Consider the following 19,284-nt stretch of genomic DNA (forward strand, 5'->3'; position numbering starts at 1 on the left):
CCCGATCACGCACTCGAAATTTTCCGCGCGAGAGCACGGCTGCCGACCGCGATGGCGAGCGCGACGACGATCAGAATCGCCGCGACTGCGAACGTGACCCGCATTCCGGTGGCAACGGCCCCGGCAGGCGCCGTTGTGACGTCGGTCGTCGCAGATGAGAGCGCGAACACAGCGCCCATGACGGATGCGCCGGTGACGAGCCCGAGATTGCGCGACAGGTTGAGCGTGCCCGAAATGACGCCCCGCTGATCCGGGGGGACATCTGTCATGACGGCGGTGTTGTTGGCCGTCTGGAACACCGCATAGCCGACGGTCATGACTGCGATGGCGGCGATGTAGCCGCGGACACCGAACGTCGCTGACGTCATGGACAGAAGGAAGGAACCAGCCGCTGCTGCGATGAGCCCGACGACGGTCATGCGGTGTGGGCCAAAACGGTCCGTGATACGACCGGCCGGCACACCGGTCAGCGCGGCGACCAGCGGACCGACCGAAAGGACGAGTCCAACAAGAGCCTCATCGAGGCCGAGCGTACGAGAGAGATAGAACGGCCCGACCACCAGCGTCGCCATCATCACCGTCGAGACGAGCGTGCTCATGGCGAGGCTCGCGCTCAGCAGTGGATCGCGGAACATTGCCAGTCGGATCAACGGTGAGGCTGCTCTCGCCTCGGCGCGCACGAACAGGCCGACGCCGACGGCAGCGGCGGACAGCAGAGCCACGTTGAGCGCGCCGAAACTGCCGTGCCCCATCGTCATGGCGAGTGCGTAAGCCGCGAGCGTCCCGGCAAGCAGCAGCGTGCCCACATGGTCGAAGCGGGCCCGGTCGGCTCCGGGTTTCCGCTGATCAGCGGGCAGGTTGCGGTGCGCGAGAAGGAAAGTCAGGACACCCAGAGGTGCGTTGACAAGGAAGATCGCCTGCCAACCGAGTCCCGAGATCAGAACGCCGCCCAGCGAGGGACCGAGAGCGGTACCGATCGCGGACATCGTTCCGAGCAACCCCATGGCGCTGCCGGTCCTTGACTTCGGAACCGTCTCACCGACAAACGCCATGGCGAGGGCCATCATGACGGCCGCTCCGAGGCCCTGCGCCGCCCGGGCGGCAATCAGCGACCAGAGGCTGGGCGCGACTCCACACACGACCGAGGCCACCGTGAAGAGCGAGATTCCGCTCAGCAGCAGCCGTCGGCGGCCGATGATGTCACCGAGCCGTCCGACGCTGACGATCACGGTGGTGATGGCCAGGAGATAGGCGAGGACGATCCACTGGACTTCCTGGAAGGAGGCGGAGAACGCCTGTGCCAGCGTCGGCAAACCGACATTGGCGATGCTGGTGCCGAGCGAGGACAGCAGCATGGACAGCGAAAGGCCGGCGAGTGCCCACCGGACTGAAGGCGTCCGCTCCGTACTTCTCGCTGCTTCGTCCTGTCCCGCACTGATCGGTTTCAACCTGAACTCCCCTGTCGCCCGCAGCCATGCCCGTGTCCGGGATCGCTGTGTGGTTCATGCCGAGGAGCGTGCGGCCTGCCGGTTGGTGGCGGCAAATACTGTTGCCAATTCCGGGACAGGGGGGCGGCCCGTCGAGAGCGCTAGGTCTTGACCGGGGGGCCGCCCGCCAGTTCCTCCCGTACGAGCCGGAGATAGCGGGCCCAGTCCCAGTGCGGGCCCGGGTCGGTGTGGTCGGTGCCCGGGACCTCGACGTGGCCGATGATGTGCTCCCGGTCGGCCGGTATCTCGTACCGACGGCAGATCCCGGCGGCGAGACGGGCCGACGAGCGGTACATGACGTCCGTGAAGTTCTCCGGCCGGTCGACGAAACCCTCGTGCTCGATGCCGACACTGCGTTCGTTGTACGAGCGGTTACCGGCGTGGTAGGCGACGTCCAGCTCCCGCGCCATCTGCGCGATGTGGCCGTCCTTCGCCCGCACGATGTAATGCGCGGCGGCCGCGTGCAGCGGGTTCTTGAACACGCGCACGGCCGAGGCGAAGCTGCCCTGCGTCACGTGGATCACGATCCGGTCGATGGTGTAGTCGGCGGGCCGGTCCGCGGTCCGCAGATTGGCGGCCGACGCGGCCACCCACTGGGCGCCCTTGTGATCCACCTCTCCCGCCGTACGCTGCTTGTCGATGCCCGGTACGAGCCACCACAGCCGGGACAGCTCTTCCCCGTACAGGGCGGCCGTACCGCCCACGACGGCCGCGCCGCCCCCGATGAACAGGGCGCGCCTGCTCACCCCTGCCGCCTTCTTTTTCTCCATGAGCCCTTTAACGCTTTCGGCCCTGTCGGTGGTTCCGTCTACCCTGGTGGAGCTATGACTGAGACCCCGCGCCGCCTCCGTGTCCTCGCCGCCATGTCCGGTGGGGTCGACTCCGCCGTTGCCGCTGCCCGAGCTGCCGAAGCCGGGCACGATGTGACCGGCGTACACCTCGCCCTGTCCGCGAACCCGCAGTCGTTCCGTACGGGCGCGCGGGGCTGCTGCACGATCGAGGACTCGCGCGACGCGCGCCGGGCCGCCGACGTCATCGGCATCCCCTTCTATGTGTGGGATCTCGCCGAGCGCTTCCGCGAGGACGTCGTCGAGGACTTCGTCGCGGAGTACGAGGCCGGGCGCACCCCGAACCCGTGCCTGCGCTGCAACGAGAAGATCAAGTTCGCGGCGCTGCTCGACAAGGCGCTGGCGCTGGGCTTCGACGCGGTGGCCACCGGCCACTACGCGACCGTCGTCCTGAAGGAGGACGGCAGCCGCGAGCTCCACCGCGCGTCCGACATGGCCAAGGACCAGTCGTACGTCCTCGGCGTCCTCGACGAGCGGCAGCTCGCGCACGCGATGTTCCCGCTCGGCGACACCCTCACCACCAAGGACGAGATCCGCGCGGAGGCCGAGCGCCGGGGTCTCGCGGTCGCGAAGAAGCCCGACAGCCACGACATCTGCTTCATCGCGGACGGCGACACCCAGGGCTTCCTGGCGGACCGTCTCGGCGGCAAGGCGGAGGGCGACATCCTCGACGAGTCGGGTACGAAGATCGGCAGCCACGAGGGAGCCTTCGGCTTCACCATCGGCCAGCGCAAGGGCCTGCGCATCGGCCACCCCGCCGCCGACGGCAAGCCGCGCTACGTCCTGGACATCTCCCCGGTGAACAACACGGTGACGGTGGGCCCGGTGGAGGCCCTCGACGTCACCGCCCTGACCGCGATCAAGCCCCGCTGGTGCGGTACGGCCCCGGCCGGCAGCGGCACGTACACGGCTCAGCTGCGAGCGCACGGCGGCGAGACGCCGGTGACCGCGGAGCTGGTCGACGGCTCGGAGCTCCGGGTCACCTTCACCGAGCCAGTACGCGGCGTGGCCCCCGGCCAGGCGATCGTCCTGTACGACGGCACACGCGTGGTCGGCTCGGCGACGATCGCGACGACGAGCCGGGCGACGGCCCTCGCCTGACCCCTTGGTGACAGGCCGGGGGCGGCACGATCCGTGCCGCCCCCGGCCTGGCGTTCACCAAGGTGAGACGACGACCATGTCGGTAGTCCCGCCCCGGCGCGTCACAGCGCAGTGGAATCCGGCCGGGTCAAGGCGCCATCCACGCCCCTCAATGGATTCGCCTTCTTCCATATGAGCCACGCGAATGCACCTTTCCAGCGCGCGGTCCGGATTCAGCACGACCAGCACTGCCACCGTGAGCCCCAGCATCACCAGAGCTACCGCGAGCGCCTTCCGGAACCCTGGCCGGACTCTCATGTTCCCTCCACCACGATCACCTTCCCCGTGACCGCATCCACGGTGACCTTGACCAGGTCAGGCGTCAACGGCTCGCCGGAGCGGTCCAGTACGATCCGCCACCGCGGCCGGTCCCACGTGTCCGGTTCGGCGGAGACCAAGGTCGTTCCGCCACTCACGACCGCCGACGCGGCGGCCATGGCTTCTTCGCGGGTGACCGACGCCTCCTCGGTGGATCCGTCGGCCCGGGCTGCCGAGAAGTACACGATGCTGCCCGTCCGCCGGTCCACTTCCAGGTCGACCCGCTCCGGGCCGTCACCGTGCTCGCCGCGTGCCCGCCAGGTGAAGGCGTGCAGATCGTCGCCGGGCTCGTGACTCACCGCGCGCCCGGTCACCTCGCCGGCGGACACATTGAACCAGGACACGTGCTGCTCGGCGAAGGCGATGGCCTCCTCCCGCGCCTGTGCTTCGCTCAGGGTGCTGCTTCCCCTACGACATCTGCTTCATCGCGGACGGCGACACCCAGGGCTTCCTGGCGGACCGTCTCGGCGGCAAGGCTGAGGGCGACATCCTCGACGAGTCGGGCACCAAGCTCGGCACCCACGACGCGCCTTCGGTTTCACCATCGGCCAGCGCAAGGGCCTGCGCATCGGCCACCCCGCCGCCGACGGCAAGCCGCGCTACGTCCTGGACATCTCCCCGGTGAACAACACGGTGACGGTGGGCCCGGTGGAGGCCCTGGACGTCACGTCCCTGGCTGGTGCGGCACGGCTCCCGCCGGGAGCGGCACGTACACCGCGCAGCTGCGCGCGCACGGCGGCGAGACGGAGGTGACCGCCGAGCTGATCGACGGCTCGGAGCTCCGGGTCACCTTCACCGAGCCGGTGCGCGGGGTCGCCCCCGGCCAGGCGATCGTCCTGTACGACGCCCACGCGTGGTCGGCTCGGCGACCACGCGTGGTCGGCTCGGCGACCATCGCGACGACGAGCCGCACGGCGGCGACCGCCTCCGTCTGATCCGGTGAACGCCAGACGGCCTACGGCAGCAGAGCCAGGCACTGGGCGTGGCGCTTGTCGTTGGTGTTGAACGCCGCCAGTAGAGGGCCGGTGTCGAAGACGGTTGTGATCACTCGGCAGCGCCGAAGTGCCGCTCCATACGTTCACGCACGTAGTCGTCGTGATGTTCGGCGTAGTGGGCGGGCGCGCTGATGCTGCCGAAGAGCGTGGGGAAGTCGTCCGGGAGCCCGCTGGCGTCTTCGGCGCTCTCCCCGGCCGTGTCGGGGGTGTCCCGGTTGACAGGACAGCTCGTCGTGCTGGGTGATGATCAGCCGCAGCTTCCGCGCCTGGGACGGACTGAGCCGGTCGACCAGGTGCTCGTAGTCGTGTGCTGCCGTCATGACGCAAGTCTGGTACGCGCCCGGCCTGCCTCTCCTGGCTCTGGGACGGGCTGCTCCGCGACTGGTCAGGTCGGTCGGGGGCGGGGGCGGCCTGGTAGGGGCCCTGGGCCTGGGTACTGCCTGTGCATTGACGGTGATCAAGCTTCTGTCGGGCCGGGTCTGCGGCCCCGTTCCCGTCGATCCGGCTTCGGGCTGCGGCGCTTCGGAGGCAGATCGCGAGCTGTGTGCTGCGCAGCAGGGCGCGGTCGAGGATCTGCTCAGCGGTGAGGTTGGTACCCCGGCAGTGTGATGCGGTCCTCAGCGGCCGGGGGACTGGACGCCCCCGGCCTTCACCCCAAGCAGAAGCGCCCGCAGAGCCGGCTGGCTCGTCGAGACCACAATGTCCGGGTTGTCGCTCTCGCGGAGCGAGATCCCTTCAGGGCTCGTCGCAGCGACCTCGACGCAGGCGTTGCCGGACGCCTCGGAGAACGACGACTTCAGCCACTTCAACTCGGGCAAGGACGCGCTGCCTCTCACATGTCTTTGGCGATGTCGAGGATGAGGTCCCTCGATCCCTTCGGATTCAACGCCACCTGTTCGACCAAGTCCAGTCGCCGCCGGAAGTTGGCCAATTGCGTAGGGGAGTCGAAGAAGGCCGCACCGATGGGTGAGTCCACCTCCACGGTGTCCAGGTGGGGGTTGGCGGCAGTCGCGTACATCATCGTGTCCCCAGCCATGGGAAAACCTTCGGCGGTGAACGGGATCACCAGAAGTCGAACGTTGGGACGCTCGCTCTCCTCCAGGAGCCGATTCAGCTGAGCAGCCGCGATTCGGCGCCCTCCGAACCGCATCCGCAGCGCTGCCTCGTGGATCAATCCCACATACGGCACACCACGGTCATCCGCCACGACATCGTGCCGCGTCAGACGGTGGGCCACCCGCAACTCGACCTCCAGCCGTGGCAACGCCGGTACGAAGAGGTCGAACAACGCGCGAGCGTGCTCCTCCGTTTGAAACAGGCCCGGGATGTGCGCCGTCTGCAGCGTTCGCAGGCTGGTCGCGTGGTGCTCCAGTTCCGACACATCCAGGAAGTCCGGCGGGATCTTGCCTCGGTACTCGTCCCACCAGCCCCTGGGTCGGCCGCCCGTCATGTCGGAGAGGGCATCTATCAGTTCAGGGTCGTCACACTCGTAGATGCTGCCCAATCGACGCAGTCGCTCTTCGCTGATCCCGAACCGCCCTGATTCGATGTTGGAGATCATCGTTCGGTCCGCTCCGAGCCGCTCGCCCGCCGTGGGGGCTGACATACCTACGGCTTCACGTAGTCGACGGAGCTCGGCGCCGAATCGGCGTTGGCGGATGGTGGGGGCCTGACGGGGTGCCATGGGTCAACTCCTTACTCGCGCGCACAGTTTGACGACCTCATTGCCCAGGTGTCCACCGAGACCGGAGGTCTGACCCGTTTTAGTGAAGTGGGTAGCACGGGTTGTAACTGCGGCGCTACGGTGTGACTCGTACCACTCGCGTAGCCGTCCCAGACGGAAGCGCACCGGTCCGCCCTGCCCGCCCGGGATGGCAGGTTTCGCGATCGGCACTGCCACTGTCACGACGCCCACGCCCACTGGTACGCGACCACTCGTTCACCGTTCGCACGCACCCCAGGAGGTGCCTCGTGAGGACAGAACCCGCCCTCCACGGCAGCCACCCCACCCCCATCCCGTTCCACCAACCCTGGCAGTACGAGCTCAGCTTCCCCTGTGACCCGCGCAGTCCCCGCATTGCCCGCACCACCCTGCGCGCCATCCTCGCGGCCCACCAGCTTGATGAACTGAGCTACCGGGCCGAGCTGTTGACCTCCGAACTCGCCACGAACTCCGTATGCCACACCAAGGGACCCGCCGCCGTCCGCCTGCACTGGCTGCACCCCGTACTCCGTATCAGCGTCTGGGACATGAGCCCGGACCTGCCAAAGCCATTGCGCAAGGCGGTGTCCGTCTACGACGAGGAGGGGCGCGGGCTCGCGATCCTCGAACTCGTCGCCGACCGGTGGGGCGGGGGCGCCATAGGGGAGGGGCTGTACGGGCCTGGCGGCAAGAGCATCTGGTTCGAACTCGCCGTCAGGGATGACGGGGCGGCCTATCGGAAGATCGCCATGGCCTGCACTTCCAGCACACCGTCCTGAGCGTTCCAGTCCTGCACCTTGCCCAGGCAGCGGGCTGAGAACGTGCCCTGCGGGACCTCGTTGCGCAGCCCTTCGGTCGCGCAGGTGACCCGCACCCGCGGGCCCCGGGAAGGGTCTTCGGGGTCGCCGTACGGCGCCAGGAACACCGTGGACTCCGGTGATTCGCTGATCTTGCGGAACCGGCCGCGTATGAGCACGAAGTCCTCGATGTCGCGCAGTCGCACGGCCTGCGCGGAGGGCGACGCGGTGCGGGACTGGTCCGCGAGCGCCCGGGTGAGCGCGGCGTTGCGCCGTATCGTCTCGCCCGCCAGGTCGACATGGACGATGACGTTCTTCTCCTCCAGGACGTCCATGATGACGCCGATGACCGAAATGGGTTCGGCGACCTCCATGTACTTGCTGACGATCTCGCTGTTGTCCTTGCGGCCCGCGCCCGCGCTCAGGCCGAAGACCTTGGCGCGGATGGTGCCGTCCGCGCTGTCACTGGTCCGCTGCTCAACCTCTTTGCGGAGGGCGGCGGCGTATCCGCGCATCTGGTAGTGGTCCATGACGGAGCGGTCGTGGAGGTAGAAGCAGATGCTGTACGTCAGGGTCTGGTCGCGGTCGCGCCTGCCGCGGACGAGCCACAGCACGGCCAGGACGAGCAGAGCCCCGGCTCCAGCGGCGGTCAGCAGCCACAGGAGCATCCAGGGCCACCACACGCCCCACCACGCCTCAGTCAGTACACCCACGGATCTCCTTGAAGGCGCTGATGAGGGACCGGTCGGTGGCATCGACCATGCGGCCGCCCGTCGCCCGTGCCCCTCGGTCCAGTTCCCGGGCGTTCGCCTCGCCGTAGCGAATGGCGTACGTACGCACCGCCCGGGCGTCTTTCGGCAGTCGCGCGTGACGGCGGACGAACGTGTCCACGTCCATACCGGTGTTGTTCTCTCCGTCGGTCATCAGGACGATGGAGAGGCTGCGGCCGGGGTGTTTCCGTACGAGTGCTGACGCGGTGCGGTACGCGCGGTCGAGCGAGGACCAGACGGCGGTGGCGTCGTCGAAGTCGTCCGATGCGACGAAGCCACGCAACCGGTCCAGGTCGGACGGGCCTTCGTAGGTGACGCTCCGCTCGTCCAGCACCCTGCCGCCGAACCGCATCACCGTCAGAGTCTCGCCTCGGTGGAAGCGGGCGAACTTGCCCGAGCTGGAGTCGTCTTCGCCGGCCAGAGCGTCGAACGTCTCGCGCAGCCGCTCGATCCGTTTGCCGCGCATCGACGTCGAGAAGTCGAGCAGGAAGATCACCTGCGAGGAACGGTCGCGCTCCGGGTCTCCGTAGTCGGCGAGGAGCCGGTCGATGACCTTCTGGTCGTCGGGGAAGTAGAGGGCGTTGCCGACAGGTTGGCGCAGTGGCTCGCTGCGGGGCACTGCCGGATCGATCGGCCGGCGGAGGGTGCGTTCCATGATCCGCTTCTGTACGGGTTCACTGCGCAGCCACTGCACCAGCGTGTCGTACGCCGCCCGCTTCGCCGGGTCGAGGAGCAGCACCGGGTAGTCGGACAGGACCATGCCGTCCCTGGGGTAGACGATCTCCAGCGGCTCGCGCAGTCTGCCGCTCTTGTTGAGCGCCAGGAGTTCGGATTCGTACGTGATGAGGGCGTTCAGCTCGCCCTGGCGTGCTGTGAAGCCGCCCGCGAGCTTGGCGGAGGCATCGCCGGTGAGCGCGTGTCCGGCGAAGAAGCCGCGCAGCCGGTCGCAGGAGACGTCGTCCGGGCGCAGCACGGTGCCGGTTCCCGCCGCGGCGGTCGCGACTCCGACGAGCGCCGCGAGACCACTGTTCGTGCGGCGCGGGTCGGCCATCGCGAACCGCAGGGATCCGTCGGCCGCCGCGTCGGCCGCGTCGGCCCAGGAGATCTGGCCGTCGGACGTGCCCTTGCGCAGCCGTGCGGCGACATCACGCTTCATGCCGATCACGACGGGCGAGCTCATGATGCTGGTGGCCAGGGGCTTTTCGCCGCGGTCGCCGTTCGCCCTGGCCTTGAGCAGGTAATAACGGTCGGAGGAGAGCCAGGCCAGGTCGTGCCGTCGGCCGCCGGGACCGGCGAGCTCGCTGCCGGCGTCCACCGTGCCCCGGTAATCCATCTCCAGCGAGATCCCCGTCTCGCGGCGCAGCTCGTCGAGCACGGGGCCCATGTCGGCGAGTTCCGGACTGGCCAGCACCCGCAGGGTCGTGGGCTCGGGGCGGTCCTCGGAGCAGGCGGTGGCGATCGCGAGCAGCAGGGCCGCGAGACACAGCGCGATCAGGCCGTTGGCCCTGCGGCACGCACCCATCACGGCCGTCCGGGAACGACGTCGGCCGCGGGGCAGTCACCGACGCTGGAGATCATCCGCTCCAGGTAGCGCAGCCGCGGCATGGCCGACCTGGTGGCGTCGCCGGTGATGGACGGGACCGGGATCTCACGGTCCCTGAGGAAGCGGCTGAGCTGGTCGCCCGCCACCTGGCCCGAGGGGTCGAGGATGCGAAAGCCCAGCTCCATCGCGCGGCGCCGCAGCTCCGGGTCGTTGGTGATCAGCTCCCCGAGCCGGTCGCCGTCCTTGTTGAGCGCGATGAACTGCGGCTGGGTGACGAACTGGCCGGAGGGATACAGCAGCACGCGCCCGGAGTCGAGCTTCTTCGCGTTGGCCCTGTACCGGACCTGGTAGGCGAGGTACTGGTGTTCATACGCCACCACCACGGGGGCGATGTTCTTGCCCTCGGGCGAGATGTAGGTGCGGAAGACGTCGGCGGCCGGCAGGCCCTGCTCCATGAGGTGGCGGATGTCGCGGGCGCGCTCGTCGGCCTCCTGGTCCGTGTCCGGCACCTCGTCGCCGTCGCCGCGCCAGGTGAACGCGACCAGCGTCAGGTACGTGCCGGCCGAGTTGGAGCCGCAGACGTCGGGGGTCTGGACGACGATCCTGTTGGCGTTGGCGAGCCCGTGCCGCCGTATCCCGATGTCGTTCCAGCGGCGCTTGTCGTGGATGTGCCGCAGGAACTTCGGCATGTCCAGCGCGTAGTAGTACGGCTCGTCCGTCCCGGGGCCGCGCTGCGGCTTCGCGATGCCCGCGTCGACGAGCGTCTCGGCGTACTCGCGGTAGGTCGGCAGCACGATGGGGCTGACGAACGGGCGGTGCACCTTGGCGTACTGGTTGTTCGCCGCGCGCTCACCGGTGATCAGGTCGCCGGCCGGCTGCCCGGACGGGAACACGAAGTCGTACGAGTCGACCGCACGCACGGCGACCTCGCGCGATCCCGAACTGGTGATGTGAACCCGGATGTGATGCTTCAGCAGAAGGCGCTTGACCTCCTCGTCCTCGAAGAAGTCCCGCTTGGAGGCCATCCTGCCCTCCAGCGTGATGACACGCTCTGCCGGAAGCAGGATGTTCCCCGACACGGCCAGTGCGGCCGTTCCGGTCAGCACGACCGCCAGCAGCGGCAGAAACGTCACCAGGAAACTGCGCCGCGACCGGGCCGAGCGCGATTCCCGCCTGATGCCGAGGCGTGGTTCCTCGACTGTCTGTCTTTCCCCCACCGCCACAGACGCCTCCCCCGCCGATCCTCGGCCACGTCACGCCATACCGTCGCGCCTCCAGATGACTTCCCACAGAACCCTCGGCCAACGCCTGGCGAACAATGCGACGCCGCGCCCTCTCTCACGCCTCTCTCACGCCGTGAAGAAGTCCCGCAGCACCGGGGCCAGAACCTGCGGGGCCACGTCATGGACCTGGCCCGTCAGGGTGCGGTGCCTGCCGCAGCGCACCGCGCCCGCGACCCGTCGGGCGGCCTCCCGCATCACGTGCGGGCTCGCCCCGCCATCGACCACGAGCACCGGCGGTCCGACGGACGCCAGCCGTTCCACCGGCACCGTGCCGTCGCCCATCACCGCGTCGTCGTACGCCAGCGTCGGTGCCACCGCCTCCAGTTCCGGCCACATCGGCGCCTTCCGGACCTGCTCGACGACCTCGGGCGGCATGCCCACCACCGACAGGAAGAGCTCGGCTGCGCCCCCGCGGTCCCCCGCCGCGAGGAGTTCGCCGAGGCGTGTCGTGTACCGCGCCTTGGCGATCCTGTCGTCCGGTTCGACGACGGTGAAGGGTGGCTCGTACACGGCGATCCTGTCGAACGGCACCCCGCTCGCCGCCGCCTCCAGGACCAGCGCCCCGCCCGACGACATGCCGTACACCGACACGGGCCCGCGCTCTTCCGCGACCAGGGCCGCCAGGTCCTCGACCTCGCGGGCGACCGCGTAGGGCGCGGTGTCCCCGCTGGCGCCGCGGCCGCGCCTGTCGTACGTGACGACGCCGAATCGCGGCGCGAGCAACGCCGCCAGCGGCGCCTCGGCGGTGCCCGTGCTGAACGCACCGCCCACCAGGATCAACGGCGGCCCCTCGCCCCGCCGTTCACAGGCGATGGGCGTGCCGTCACGGGAAATCACTTTGGTCATGAGGGGCTGACCGGCCGGCGCCGGGGAACTCATCGCTCCCCGCGAAAAAACTTCAGCCCGTACCGACAACCTCCGTGTCGTAGAAGCAGAAGTGGCCCTTCACGGCTGCCACTTCCGGCACCGGGTCGAGGTAGGCCCACACCAGATCGGGGGCGTCCGGCAGTGACCAGTACGACGCGTATCCCTTGAAGGGACAGTGCGTGCGCCGGTCGGAAGGCGTCAGCAGGTCGGTCCTGACGTCCTCGGGCGGGAGGTAGTAGCGCACCGGCAGGCCGGTCTCGCGCAGCAGCAGCGGGCGGCGGCTCTCCGCCAGCACCTGCCCGCCGTGCGTGACGCGTACATGAGTGGTGCCCTGCTCGACGGTGATGCGGTGTCCTGCGGTCACGGGCGACCCTTTCGTTGGTTTCTGCGGGCTCTGTTCTCTCAGCATTCGTGCGGCGTAGGTTCTTCCCCCATGGCACTGAACATCTGCGTCTTCCTCTCCGCCGCCGACCTCGACGAGCGCTACACCCGCCCCGCCCGCGAATTCGGCGAACTGATCGGCAAGGGCGGCCACACCCTGGTGTGGGGCGGCTCGGAGGCCGGCCTGATGAAGGTCGTCGCGGACGGCGTGCAGGAGGCCGGCGGGCGGCTCGTCGGCGTATCGGTGGAGTTCCTGCGCACCGTGGCGCGCGAGAACGCCGACGAGATGGTGATCGCCAAGGACCTCGCCGAGCGCAAGGCGCTGCTGCTCGCCAAGTCCGACGCGGTCGTCGTCATGGTCGGCGGCACCGGCACGCTGGACGAGGCCACCGAAATACTGGAGCTGAAAAAGCACGGGCTGCACACCAAGCCCGTGGTGCTGCTCAACACGGCCGGTTTCTACGACGGCCTCAAGCTGCAGTTCCAGCGGATGGAGGCGGAGGGCTTCCTGCCCGTACCCCTCGCCGACCTGGTCTTCTTCGCGGAGGACGGCGTCGCGGCGCTCGCCTACCTTGAGGAGTCTCTGGGAGTGCGGTGATGCGAGCATGGGCCCTATGGCTACACATGTGATCACCGGAGCGGGATCGGGCATCGGCGCGGCCGTCGCCCGCCGCCTGCACGAGCGCGGCGACGACGTCGTCCTGATGGCCCGCGACGCGGGCCGCGCCAAGCAGCTCGCCGAGGCTCTCCCCGGCGCCCGTACGCTCGTCGGCGACCTCGCGAACCCGGACAGGCTCTCCTGGGCGTTCTCCCACCAGCCCATGCCGGAGCGGGTGGACTCGCTGCTGCACATCGCGGGCGTCGTAGACCTCGGCCGGATCGGCGACCTCGGCACCAAGACCTGGCACCACCAGCTCAACGTGAACCTGATCTCCCCGGCCGAGCTGACCCGGCTCTTCCTGCCCCAACTCCGCCAGGACAAGGGCCACGTGGTCTTCGTCAACTCGGGCGCCGGGCTCGCCGCGCACGCCGAATGGGGACCGTACGCCGCGAGCAAGCACGGACTGAAGGCCCTCGCCGACTCCCTGCGTCAGGAGGAGCACGGCAACGGCGTGCGGGTCACCTCCGTCTATCCGGGGCGTACCGCCAGCGCCATGCAGGAGAAGGTCCACTCCCAGGAGGGCAAGGAGTACGACCCGTCGCGCTGGATCGATCCCGAGTCAGTCGCGACGACGATCCTCATGGCCCTCGACCTCCCGCGCGACGCCGAGGTCAACGACATCACCGTGCGGCCCGGCCGATGAGCGCGCACGAGGGCGGATACGTGTGGGGCCCGGCGACCGGCGTCGGGTCCATGCCCGGTGGAGACGCCCGGGAGACCGCCAGGACCGTCACCGGCAGCTTCGAGGACTTCCCGTACCTCGCGGAACTCCCCGCGCGCGGCCCCGGGGCCGACATGATCGGGCGGACCGCCGGGATGCTCGTCGAGATGTACGTCCATCTCGAACCCAGCGGCTGGCGCTTCAGCGACCGGCCGGGGCGCGACACCCGGCGCGCCCGGTCCTGGCTGGGGGAGGACCTCGACGCACTGGAGGAGTTCACCCAGGGGTACACGGGGCCGCTGAAGGTGCAGGCCGTGGGGCCGTGGACGCTGGCCGCAGGAGTGGAAACGCGCAACGGCGAGGCCGTGCTCCGCGACCCGGGCGCGGTCCGCGATCTCGCGGGCTCCCTGGCGGAGGGCCTGCGCGGGCACCTCGCGGAGGTGCGGCGGCGGGTGCCGGGCGCGCAGGTGGTGCTCCAGCTCGACGAGCCGTCGCTGACGTCCGTACTGCGCGGGCAGGTCAGGACCGCCAGCGGATACCGGACGTACCGCGCCGTGGACCGTCAGGTCGTCGAGGGGACGCTGCGGGACGTGATGGGGGTGAGTGACGGCCCGGTGGTCGTGCACTCCTGCGCGCCGGACGTGCCGTTCGCGCTGCTGCGCCGGGCCGGCGCGGCGGGGGTCTCGTTCGACTTCTCCCTGCTCACCGAGCGTGACGAGGAGTCGATCGGTGAGGCGGTGGAGGGCGGTACGCAACTGTTCGCCGGAATCGTGCCGGGCACCGACGCCGCATTGTCAGACCCGGCCGGTAGCGTCATGGGTGTCAGGACGCTTTGGCGCAGGCTGGGGCTGAATCCGGGGACTCTGGCGGAGTCCCTGGTGATCACTCCGTCATGCGGGCTCGCGGGGGCTTCTCCCTCCTATGCGCGCGCGGCGCTCGCCCACTGCGTCCGGGCGGCGAGATCGCTCGCGGACAACCCTGAGTAACGGGGACGGGAATCGGAAACGGGAGGACAGGACGATGGCTGGCGAACAGCAGGCGGCGGTACCCGCGGAGGCACGGGAGCGGCACGCACAGCTCGCTGAGCAGATCGAGGAGCACCGCTTCCGGTACTACGTGAAGGACCAGCCGGTCATCAGCGACGCCGAGTTCGACCAACTGCTGCGCACGCTGGAGGCGCTGGAGGACGAGTACGCCGAGCTGCGGACGCCCGACTCGCCGACCCAGAAGGTCGCGGGAGCGTACGAAACGGACTTCACCGCGGTCCAGCACCGCGAGCGCATGCTCTCCCTCGACAACGCCTTCGACGACGAGGAGCTGGCGGCCTGGGCCGAGCGGGTCGCGGGCGAGCTGGGCTCCGTGCCCTACCACCTGCTGTGCGAGCTGAAGGTGGACGGCCTCGCGGTCAATCTGACGTACGAGAAGGGCCGGCTGACGCGGGCCGCGACGCGGGGCGACGGGCGCACGGGCGAGGACATCACGCCCAACGTCCGTACGATCGCGGGCATCCCGGACCGGCTGAAGGGCGACCGGATCCCGGACCTGGTCGAGATCCGCGGCGAGGTCTACTTCCCGATGGAGAAGTTCCTGGAGCTGAACGCCCGTCTGGTGGCGGCGGAGGAGAAGCCCTTCGCCAACCCGCGCAACGCGGCGGCCGGTTCGCTGCGGCAGAAGGACCCCAAGGTCACCGCGAGCCGCCCGCTGCACATGGTGGTGCACGGCATCGGGGCCCGTGAGGGCTTGGACATCGACCGCCTGTCGCAGGCGTACGAGCTGCTGCGCGAGTGGGGCCTGCCGGTCGCACGGCACAACAAGGTCGTCGACGACCTCGCGGGCGTACGGGAGTTCATCGCGTACTTCGGCGAGAACCGGCACTCCGTGGAGCACGAGATCGACGGCGTCGTCGTCAAGCTCGACGAGATCCGGCTCCAGGGGCGGCTCGGCTCGACCTCGCGGGCGCCGCGCTGGGCCATCGCCTGGAAGTACGCGCCGGAGGAGGTCAACACCAAGCTGGTCAACATCCGGGTGGGGGTCGGGCGTACGGGGCGCGTGACGCCGTACGCCCAGGTGGAGCCGGTGACGGTCGCCGGCTCCGAGGTCGAGTTCGCCACCCTGCACAACCAGGAAGTGGTGAAGGCCAAGGGCGTACGCATCGGGGACACGGTGGTGCTGCGCAAGGCGGGCGACGTCATCCCCGAGATCCTGGGGCCCGTGGTGGACCTGCGGGACGGCAGCGAGCGGGAGTTCGTGATGCCGTCCGAGTGCCCGGAGTGCGGTACGCCGCTGCGGCCGATGAAGGAGGCCGACATCGACCTCCGCTGCCCCAACGCCCGTTCCTGCCCGGCGCAGTTGCGGGAGCGGCTGTTCTACCTGGCCGGCCGCAAGTGCCTGGACATCGAGAACTTCGGGTACGTCGCGGCGGCCGCGCTCACCAGGCCGCTGGAGCCGGCCGAGCCGCCGCTGCGCGACGAGGGCGATCTGTTCGACCTGAAGGTGGAGCAGCTGCTGCCCATCAAGTCGTACGTTCTGGACCAGGATTCGGGGCTTCCCAAGCGGGATCCGAAGACGGGCGAGGAGAAGGTCGTCACCTTCTTCGCCAACCAGGAGGGCGAGCCGAAGAAGAACACCCTCGCCATGCTGGAGAACATCGCGGCTGCGAAGCAGCGGCCGCTGGCCCGCGTCATCACCGGTCTTTCCATCCGGCACGTGGGGCCGGTCGCGGCGGAGGCGCTGGCCCGCGAGTTCCGTTCGCTGGAGCGGATCGAGCAGGCTTCGGAGGAGGAACTGGCCGCCGTGGAGGGCGTCGGACCGACCATCGCCGCCTCGCTCAAACAGTGGTTCGAGGAGGGCTGGCACCGGGAGATCCTGCGCAAGTGGCGGGACGCCGGGGTCCGGATGGAGGAGGAGGGCGCCGGCGAGGAGCAGGGGCCCCGCCCGCTGGAAGGCCTCACGGTCGTGGTGACCGGGACCCTGCAGAACTACACGCGGGACGGCGCGAAAGAGGCGCTCCAGAGTCTTGGCGCAAAAGTGACTGGATCTGTTTCAAAGAAGACCGGATTTGTGGTGGTCGGCGACAGCCCGGGCTCGAAGTACGACAAGGCCATGCAGTTGAAGGTGCCTGTGCTGAACGAAGAGGGATTTGCCGTCCTTTTGGCGGAGGGTCCGGACGCGGCGCGTGAAGTGGCTGTGCCGACCGAGGAGTAGGCGTGGCGCGGGACGGGGAAAGGCCCGGTGAGAGGGGGGGAAGAACCGCAGTCGGGATCACCCGTTCAGCGCATAGCAGACGGACGCGGGTGGCTGGGTCGCATTCGGGCAACAGCGGTGGACAGCTGCCCGGGAGAGCCTTCTGCGGCCTACTGTTGAGATGTGCGCCTGCCGTGCACGGCTGCAACGGGTGTCCCCTGCTCATGAGGAGCCTGGGGAAGGGATTTCAGTCGTGGATGGCATGACAACGGGGCCATCGCTTGGCACGGGCACCGCCGGCTGTGAGAGGGACGGAATGAAACCGACCGAGAGTGCCGACCCGGCCTCACGGCTGCGGCGGTGGGCAGACGCCCCGAGGGCGTTGCCCACCGCCGTCGTGACACTGGCCGCCCTTGTCCTGGCCACCGGGATCTTCCGCGCCCTGACCGGGGACCGCGCGCTGTTCCCCGACGGCACGGTCGGCTGGTCCCTCGCGCTGCTCACCGGGATCATCGTCGGCCATCTCGTCGCCCTCGGCCGCGACCGCTGGTGGGGCGGCACGGGATCGGGCGCCGCGCTCACCCTGGCCGTGCTGCTGCTGTACGGCTGGGTGCCCGCCGGTCTGGTCAGCCTGGCGGTCGTGGTGCTGGTCGGCATGGCCCGCAGGCACCGCTGGAAGCAGGGACTGCTGCACGGCGCGGTGGACATACTCGGGATAGGCGCCGCGGCGCTCGTCCTGGCCGTGTTCGGCGACGTACCGACCGTCGAGAAGCCCTGGCAGCCGCTGGCGTGGGGGATCGAGACGGTCCCGGAAGTCGTGCTCGCCGCCACGGCGTATCTCGCCCTCACCCGGCTGCTGCTCTGGTACGCGCTGGCGCCGCGGGGCGGACGGCTGCCGTCCGTCGCCCGGACAGCCCTGTACCGGCAGGCGCTCGTCGCGGTCGCCCTGCTCGGCATCGCACCCCTGATCTGCGTGATCGCGGTGGCGCTGCCCGTGCTGCTGCCGCTGTTCGCCGTACCGCTGATAGCGCTCGACTCCACGCTGTGGATCGCCAGGGCCCGGGCGGAGGAGCAGCTGCGGGACCCGCTGACCGGGCTGCCGAACCGGCAGTGGCTGCTGGAGCGGGCCTGGCCCGCGCTGGAGGAAGCCGAGAACATCGGCACCCGGTCGGCTCTCGTGCTGATAGACCTCGACCGCTTCCGGGCGGTCAACGACACGCTCGGCCACCTGGCGGGCGACCGGTTGCTGATCCAGATAGCCGACAGGCTGCGCCTGGCGCTGCCGCGCGGGGCGGAGGCCGCGCGGCTCGGCGGCGACGAGTTCGCGGTCCTGCTCCCGAAGGCGGACTCGACGACCAGTGCGCAGCGCGTCGCCAGGCACCTGGTGGCCGAACTGTCCTCGCCGCTCGACCTGGACGGCCTGACGCTCGTTCTGGAGGCCAGCGCGGGCGTCGCGGTCTTCCCCGACCACGCGCTGGACGCGGAAGGGCTGCTGCGGCGCGCGGACGTGGCGATGTACCAGGCCAAGCGCGACCGTACGGGCGTAGAGGTCTACGAATCCAAGCGGGACAGCAACACGCCGGACCGGCTGGGCCTGCTGGGCGACCTGCGGCGGGCGCTGGACGCGAGCGAGGTCGAGCTCCACTACCAGCCGAAGGTCCGCTTTGACGGGCAGGTCGCCGGCCTGGAAGCGCTGGTCCGGTGGGTGCATCCGGAGCGCGGGCGGGTCCCCCCGGACGAGTTCATCGCCATCGCGGAGTCGTCGGGGCTGATGCCGCACCTGACGGAGTACGTCCTGGAGACCGCGCTCGCGCAGGTCGCGCGCTGGCGGGCGCAGGGGCTGAACACCCCGGTCGCCGTGAACGTCTCGCCGCGCGACGTCCACACGCCGGGCTTCGCGGGCGCGGTGGCGGCGCGGCTGGCCCGGCACGGTGTCCCCGCCGGCTCCCTGCAGCTCGAAATAACGGAGCACGTGCTGCTGGAGGACCCGCAGCGGGCGGCGGACACGCTGGCCGGGCTGACCGGGCACGGCGTGAAGATGTCCCTGGACGACTTCGGTACGGGCTACTCCTCCCTCGTCCACCTCCGTCGCCTTCCGGTGAGCGAGCTCAAGATCGACCGGTCGTTCGTGGCCCGGCTGGCCGTCGACAACGAGGACGCCGAAATCGTCCGCTGTACGGTCGACCTCGCCCACTCGCTCGGCCTGCTGGTCGTCGCCGAGGGCGTCGAGGACGACGAGACGTGGGAGCGGCTGCGGGACCTGGGCTGCGACGCGGTGCAGGGGTGGCTGGTGGCCGCCGCCATGCCGCCGGACGAGGCGACGGCCTGGCTCCTGGCCCGCGGCGAGCGGGGCTGGCACCGCCAGGTCGACCTGGACCGGGTCGCCGCCGCGGCAGCCCTGGAGAACTCACAGCACCCGTCCCAGTCGGCGTCCCCGGCCCCGTCCGGCCAGGTGATGAACTAGCTTGTTTTTCGGCTGAGGGCAGGCGGTGGTTGCGCCCGGCCTGGCGGCCGTGGGGGGTGCCCTCCCGCATCACCCGTGCGGGAGGTGGGGAAGGGTGCGGGTGGCCCCAGTGGACGCGGCTCGCCGTCGGCGCCTGCGGGCGGGTGCTGGGTGCGCCCGGCCTGGCGGCCGTGGGGCGGGTGCC

Annotated in this window: 17 protein-coding genes and 1 pseudogene; 8 read left to right on the plus strand and 10 right to left on the minus strand. The window is 69.8% G+C overall.

All coding sequences use genetic code 11. The features are described 5' to 3' along the window. Positions 1 to 5: 5 nt before the first annotated feature. A complete protein-coding gene (locus tag ABZX79_RS34395; RefSeq protein ID WP_355266810.1) occupies positions 6 to 1,355 on the minus strand; it encodes an MFS transporter in 1,350 nt (449 codons plus the stop codon). A gap of 233 nt (positions 1,356 to 1,588) precedes the next feature. Further along, on the minus strand, positions 1,589 to 2,257 hold the full coding sequence (locus ABZX79_RS34400) for an N-acetylmuramoyl-L-alanine amidase (protein WP_355266813.1): 669 nt from the start codon (positions 2,255 to 2,257) through the stop codon (positions 1,589 to 1,591). Positions 2,258 to 2,311: 54 nt separating this feature from the next. On the opposite strand from ABZX79_RS34400, the gene mnmA reads away from it, so the two are divergent. After that, the gene (gene mnmA / locus ABZX79_RS34405) at positions 2,312 to 3,436 is read left to right on the plus strand and encodes a tRNA 2-thiouridine(34) synthase MnmA (protein ID WP_355266816.1); all 1,125 of its coding nucleotides are present in this window, start codon (positions 2,312 to 2,314) and stop codon (positions 3,434 to 3,436) included. A 293-nt stretch (positions 3,437 to 3,729) separates the two neighbouring features. Here the strand turns inward: mnmA and ABZX79_RS34410 are convergent, their stop codons facing one another. Next, the gene (locus ABZX79_RS34410) at positions 3,730 to 4,092 is read right to left on the minus strand and encodes a PepSY domain-containing protein (RefSeq protein ID WP_355266819.1); all 363 of its coding nucleotides are present in this window, start codon (positions 4,090 to 4,092) and stop codon (positions 3,730 to 3,732) included. Between the two features lie 110 nt (positions 4,093 to 4,202). Here ABZX79_RS34410 and ABZX79_RS34415 point away from each other — a divergent pair. After that, a pseudogene (locus ABZX79_RS34415) lies at positions 4,203 to 4,728 on the plus strand (tRNA methyl transferase PRC-barrel domain-containing protein); the annotation flags it as partial. Positions 4,729 to 5,405: 677 nt separating this feature from the next. Here ABZX79_RS34415 and ABZX79_RS34420 read toward each other — a convergent pair. Together ABZX79_RS34420 and ABZX79_RS34425 are read right to left on the minus strand one after the other, a co-directional pair. Then, a complete protein-coding gene (locus tag ABZX79_RS34420) occupies positions 5,406 to 5,606 on the minus strand; it encodes a DUF397 domain-containing protein (protein ID WP_355266822.1) in 201 nt (66 codons plus the stop codon). 14 nt (positions 5,607 to 5,620) lie between these two features. After that, positions 5,621 to 6,472, minus strand: coding sequence for a helix-turn-helix transcriptional regulator (locus ABZX79_RS34425; RefSeq protein WP_355266825.1), 852 nt, complete (start codon positions 6,470 to 6,472; stop codon positions 5,621 to 5,623). A gap of 287 nt (positions 6,473 to 6,759) precedes the next feature. Here ABZX79_RS34425 and ABZX79_RS34430 point away from each other — a divergent pair, with 287 nt between their 5' ends. Further along, positions 6,760 to 7,269, plus strand: a complete 510-nt coding sequence (locus ABZX79_RS34430) for an ATP-binding protein (RefSeq protein WP_355266828.1) — start codon at positions 6,760 to 6,762, stop codon at positions 7,267 to 7,269. Here ABZX79_RS34430 and ABZX79_RS34435 read toward each other — a convergent pair. The 5 genes from ABZX79_RS34435 to ABZX79_RS34455 all read right to left on the minus strand — a co-directional run bounded on the left by ABZX79_RS34435 (position 7,224) and on the right by ABZX79_RS34455 (position 12,114). Continuing rightward, entirely contained in the window at positions 7,224 to 8,000 is a 777-nt protein-coding gene (locus tag ABZX79_RS34435) for a hypothetical protein (RefSeq protein ID WP_355266831.1), read from the minus strand. The genes ABZX79_RS34430 and ABZX79_RS34435 overlap by 46 nt on opposite strands. After that, a complete protein-coding gene (locus ABZX79_RS34440) occupies positions 7,984 to 9,579 on the minus strand; it encodes a VWA domain-containing protein (protein ID WP_355266834.1) in 1,596 nt (531 codons plus the stop codon). The genes ABZX79_RS34435 and ABZX79_RS34440 overlap by 17 nt, the downstream gene beginning before the upstream one ends. Next, the gene (locus ABZX79_RS34445) at positions 9,579 to 10,733 is read right to left on the minus strand and encodes a hypothetical protein (RefSeq protein WP_355266837.1); all 1,155 of its coding nucleotides are present in this window, start codon (positions 10,731 to 10,733) and stop codon (positions 9,579 to 9,581) included. Before ABZX79_RS34445 ends, ABZX79_RS34440 begins: the two co-directional genes overlap by 1 nt. Before the next feature lie 216 nt (positions 10,734 to 10,949). Continuing rightward, positions 10,950 to 11,729 (minus strand): alpha/beta hydrolase, encoded by a 780-nt coding sequence (locus tag ABZX79_RS34450; protein WP_355266839.1) that lies wholly within the window; start codon positions 11,727 to 11,729, stop codon positions 10,950 to 10,952. 52 nt (positions 11,730 to 11,781) lie between these two features. Continuing rightward, positions 11,782 to 12,114 (minus strand): DUF427 domain-containing protein, encoded by a 333-nt coding sequence (locus ABZX79_RS34455; RefSeq protein WP_355266842.1) that lies wholly within the window; start codon positions 12,112 to 12,114, stop codon positions 11,782 to 11,784. Between the two features lie 75 nt (positions 12,115 to 12,189). On the opposite strand from ABZX79_RS34455, the gene ABZX79_RS34460 reads away from it, so the two are divergent. From ABZX79_RS34460 to ABZX79_RS34480, 5 genes are all read left to right on the plus strand, one after another. Then, positions 12,190 to 12,729: a TIGR00730 family Rossman fold protein gene (locus ABZX79_RS34460; protein ID WP_355266859.1), complete on the plus strand. Its 540-nt coding sequence runs from the start codon at positions 12,190 to 12,192 to the stop codon at positions 12,727 to 12,729. 16 nt (positions 12,730 to 12,745) lie between these two features. Further along, positions 12,746 to 13,435, plus strand: a complete 690-nt coding sequence (locus ABZX79_RS34465; protein ID WP_355266844.1) for an SDR family oxidoreductase — start codon at positions 12,746 to 12,748, stop codon at positions 13,433 to 13,435. Next, positions 13,432 to 14,439 (plus strand): methionine synthase, encoded by a 1,008-nt coding sequence (locus ABZX79_RS34470; RefSeq protein ID WP_355266847.1) that lies wholly within the window; start codon positions 13,432 to 13,434, stop codon positions 14,437 to 14,439. The genes ABZX79_RS34465 and ABZX79_RS34470 overlap by 4 nt, the downstream gene beginning before the upstream one ends. A gap of 34 nt (positions 14,440 to 14,473) precedes the next feature. Then, positions 14,474 to 16,657 carry an NAD-dependent DNA ligase LigA gene (ligA, locus tag ABZX79_RS34475; protein ID WP_355266850.1) on the plus strand — a complete coding sequence of 728 codons (2,184 nt, stop codon included), beginning with the start codon at positions 14,474 to 14,476 and terminating at the stop codon, positions 16,655 to 16,657. Positions 16,658 to 16,952: 295 nt separating this feature from the next. Continuing rightward, a complete protein-coding gene (locus ABZX79_RS34480) occupies positions 16,953 to 19,100 on the plus strand; it encodes a bifunctional diguanylate cyclase/phosphodiesterase (protein WP_355266853.1) in 2,148 nt (715 codons plus the stop codon). Positions 19,101 to 19,284 lie beyond the last annotated feature (184 nt).

The sequence above is a fragment of the Streptomyces sp. NPDC002994 genome, assembly GCF_040611155.1.
Lineage (GTDB): Bacteria > Actinomycetota > Actinomycetes > Streptomycetales > Streptomycetaceae > Streptomyces.

Excerpts from the sequence above, each read along its gene's own strand:
- ABZX79_RS34395 (WP_355266810.1), bottom strand. The coding sequence starts at position 1,355 with ATGCTGCTGTCCTCGCTCGGCACCAGCATCGCCAATGTCGGTTTGCCG.
- ABZX79_RS34400 (WP_355266813.1), bottom strand. The coding sequence starts at position 2,257 with ATGGAGAAAAAGAAGGCGGCAGGGGTGAGCAGGCGCGCCCTGTTCATC.
- mnmA (WP_355266816.1), top strand. The coding sequence starts at position 2,312 with ATGACTGAGACCCCGCGCCGCCTCCGTGTCCTCGCCGCCATGTCCGGT.
- ABZX79_RS34425 (WP_355266825.1), bottom strand. The coding sequence starts at position 6,472 with ATGGCACCCCGTCAGGCCCCCACCATCCGCCAACGCCGATTCGGCGCC.
- ABZX79_RS34440 (WP_355266834.1), bottom strand. The coding sequence starts at position 9,579 with ATGGGTGCGTGCCGCAGGGCCAACGGCCTGATCGCGCTGTGTCTCGCG.
- ABZX79_RS34450 (WP_355266839.1), bottom strand. The coding sequence starts at position 11,729 with ATGACCAAAGTGATTTCCCGTGACGGCACGCCCATCGCCTGTGAACGG.
- ABZX79_RS34465 (WP_355266844.1), top strand. The coding sequence starts at position 12,746 with ATGGCTACACATGTGATCACCGGAGCGGGATCGGGCATCGGCGCGGCC.
- ABZX79_RS34470 (WP_355266847.1), top strand. The coding sequence starts at position 13,432 with ATGAGCGCGCACGAGGGCGGATACGTGTGGGGCCCGGCGACCGGCGTC.
- ligA (WP_355266850.1), top strand. The coding sequence starts at position 14,474 with ATGGCTGGCGAACAGCAGGCGGCGGTACCCGCGGAGGCACGGGAGCGG.
- ABZX79_RS34480 (WP_355266853.1), top strand. The coding sequence starts at position 16,953 with ATGAAACCGACCGAGAGTGCCGACCCGGCCTCACGGCTGCGGCGGTGG.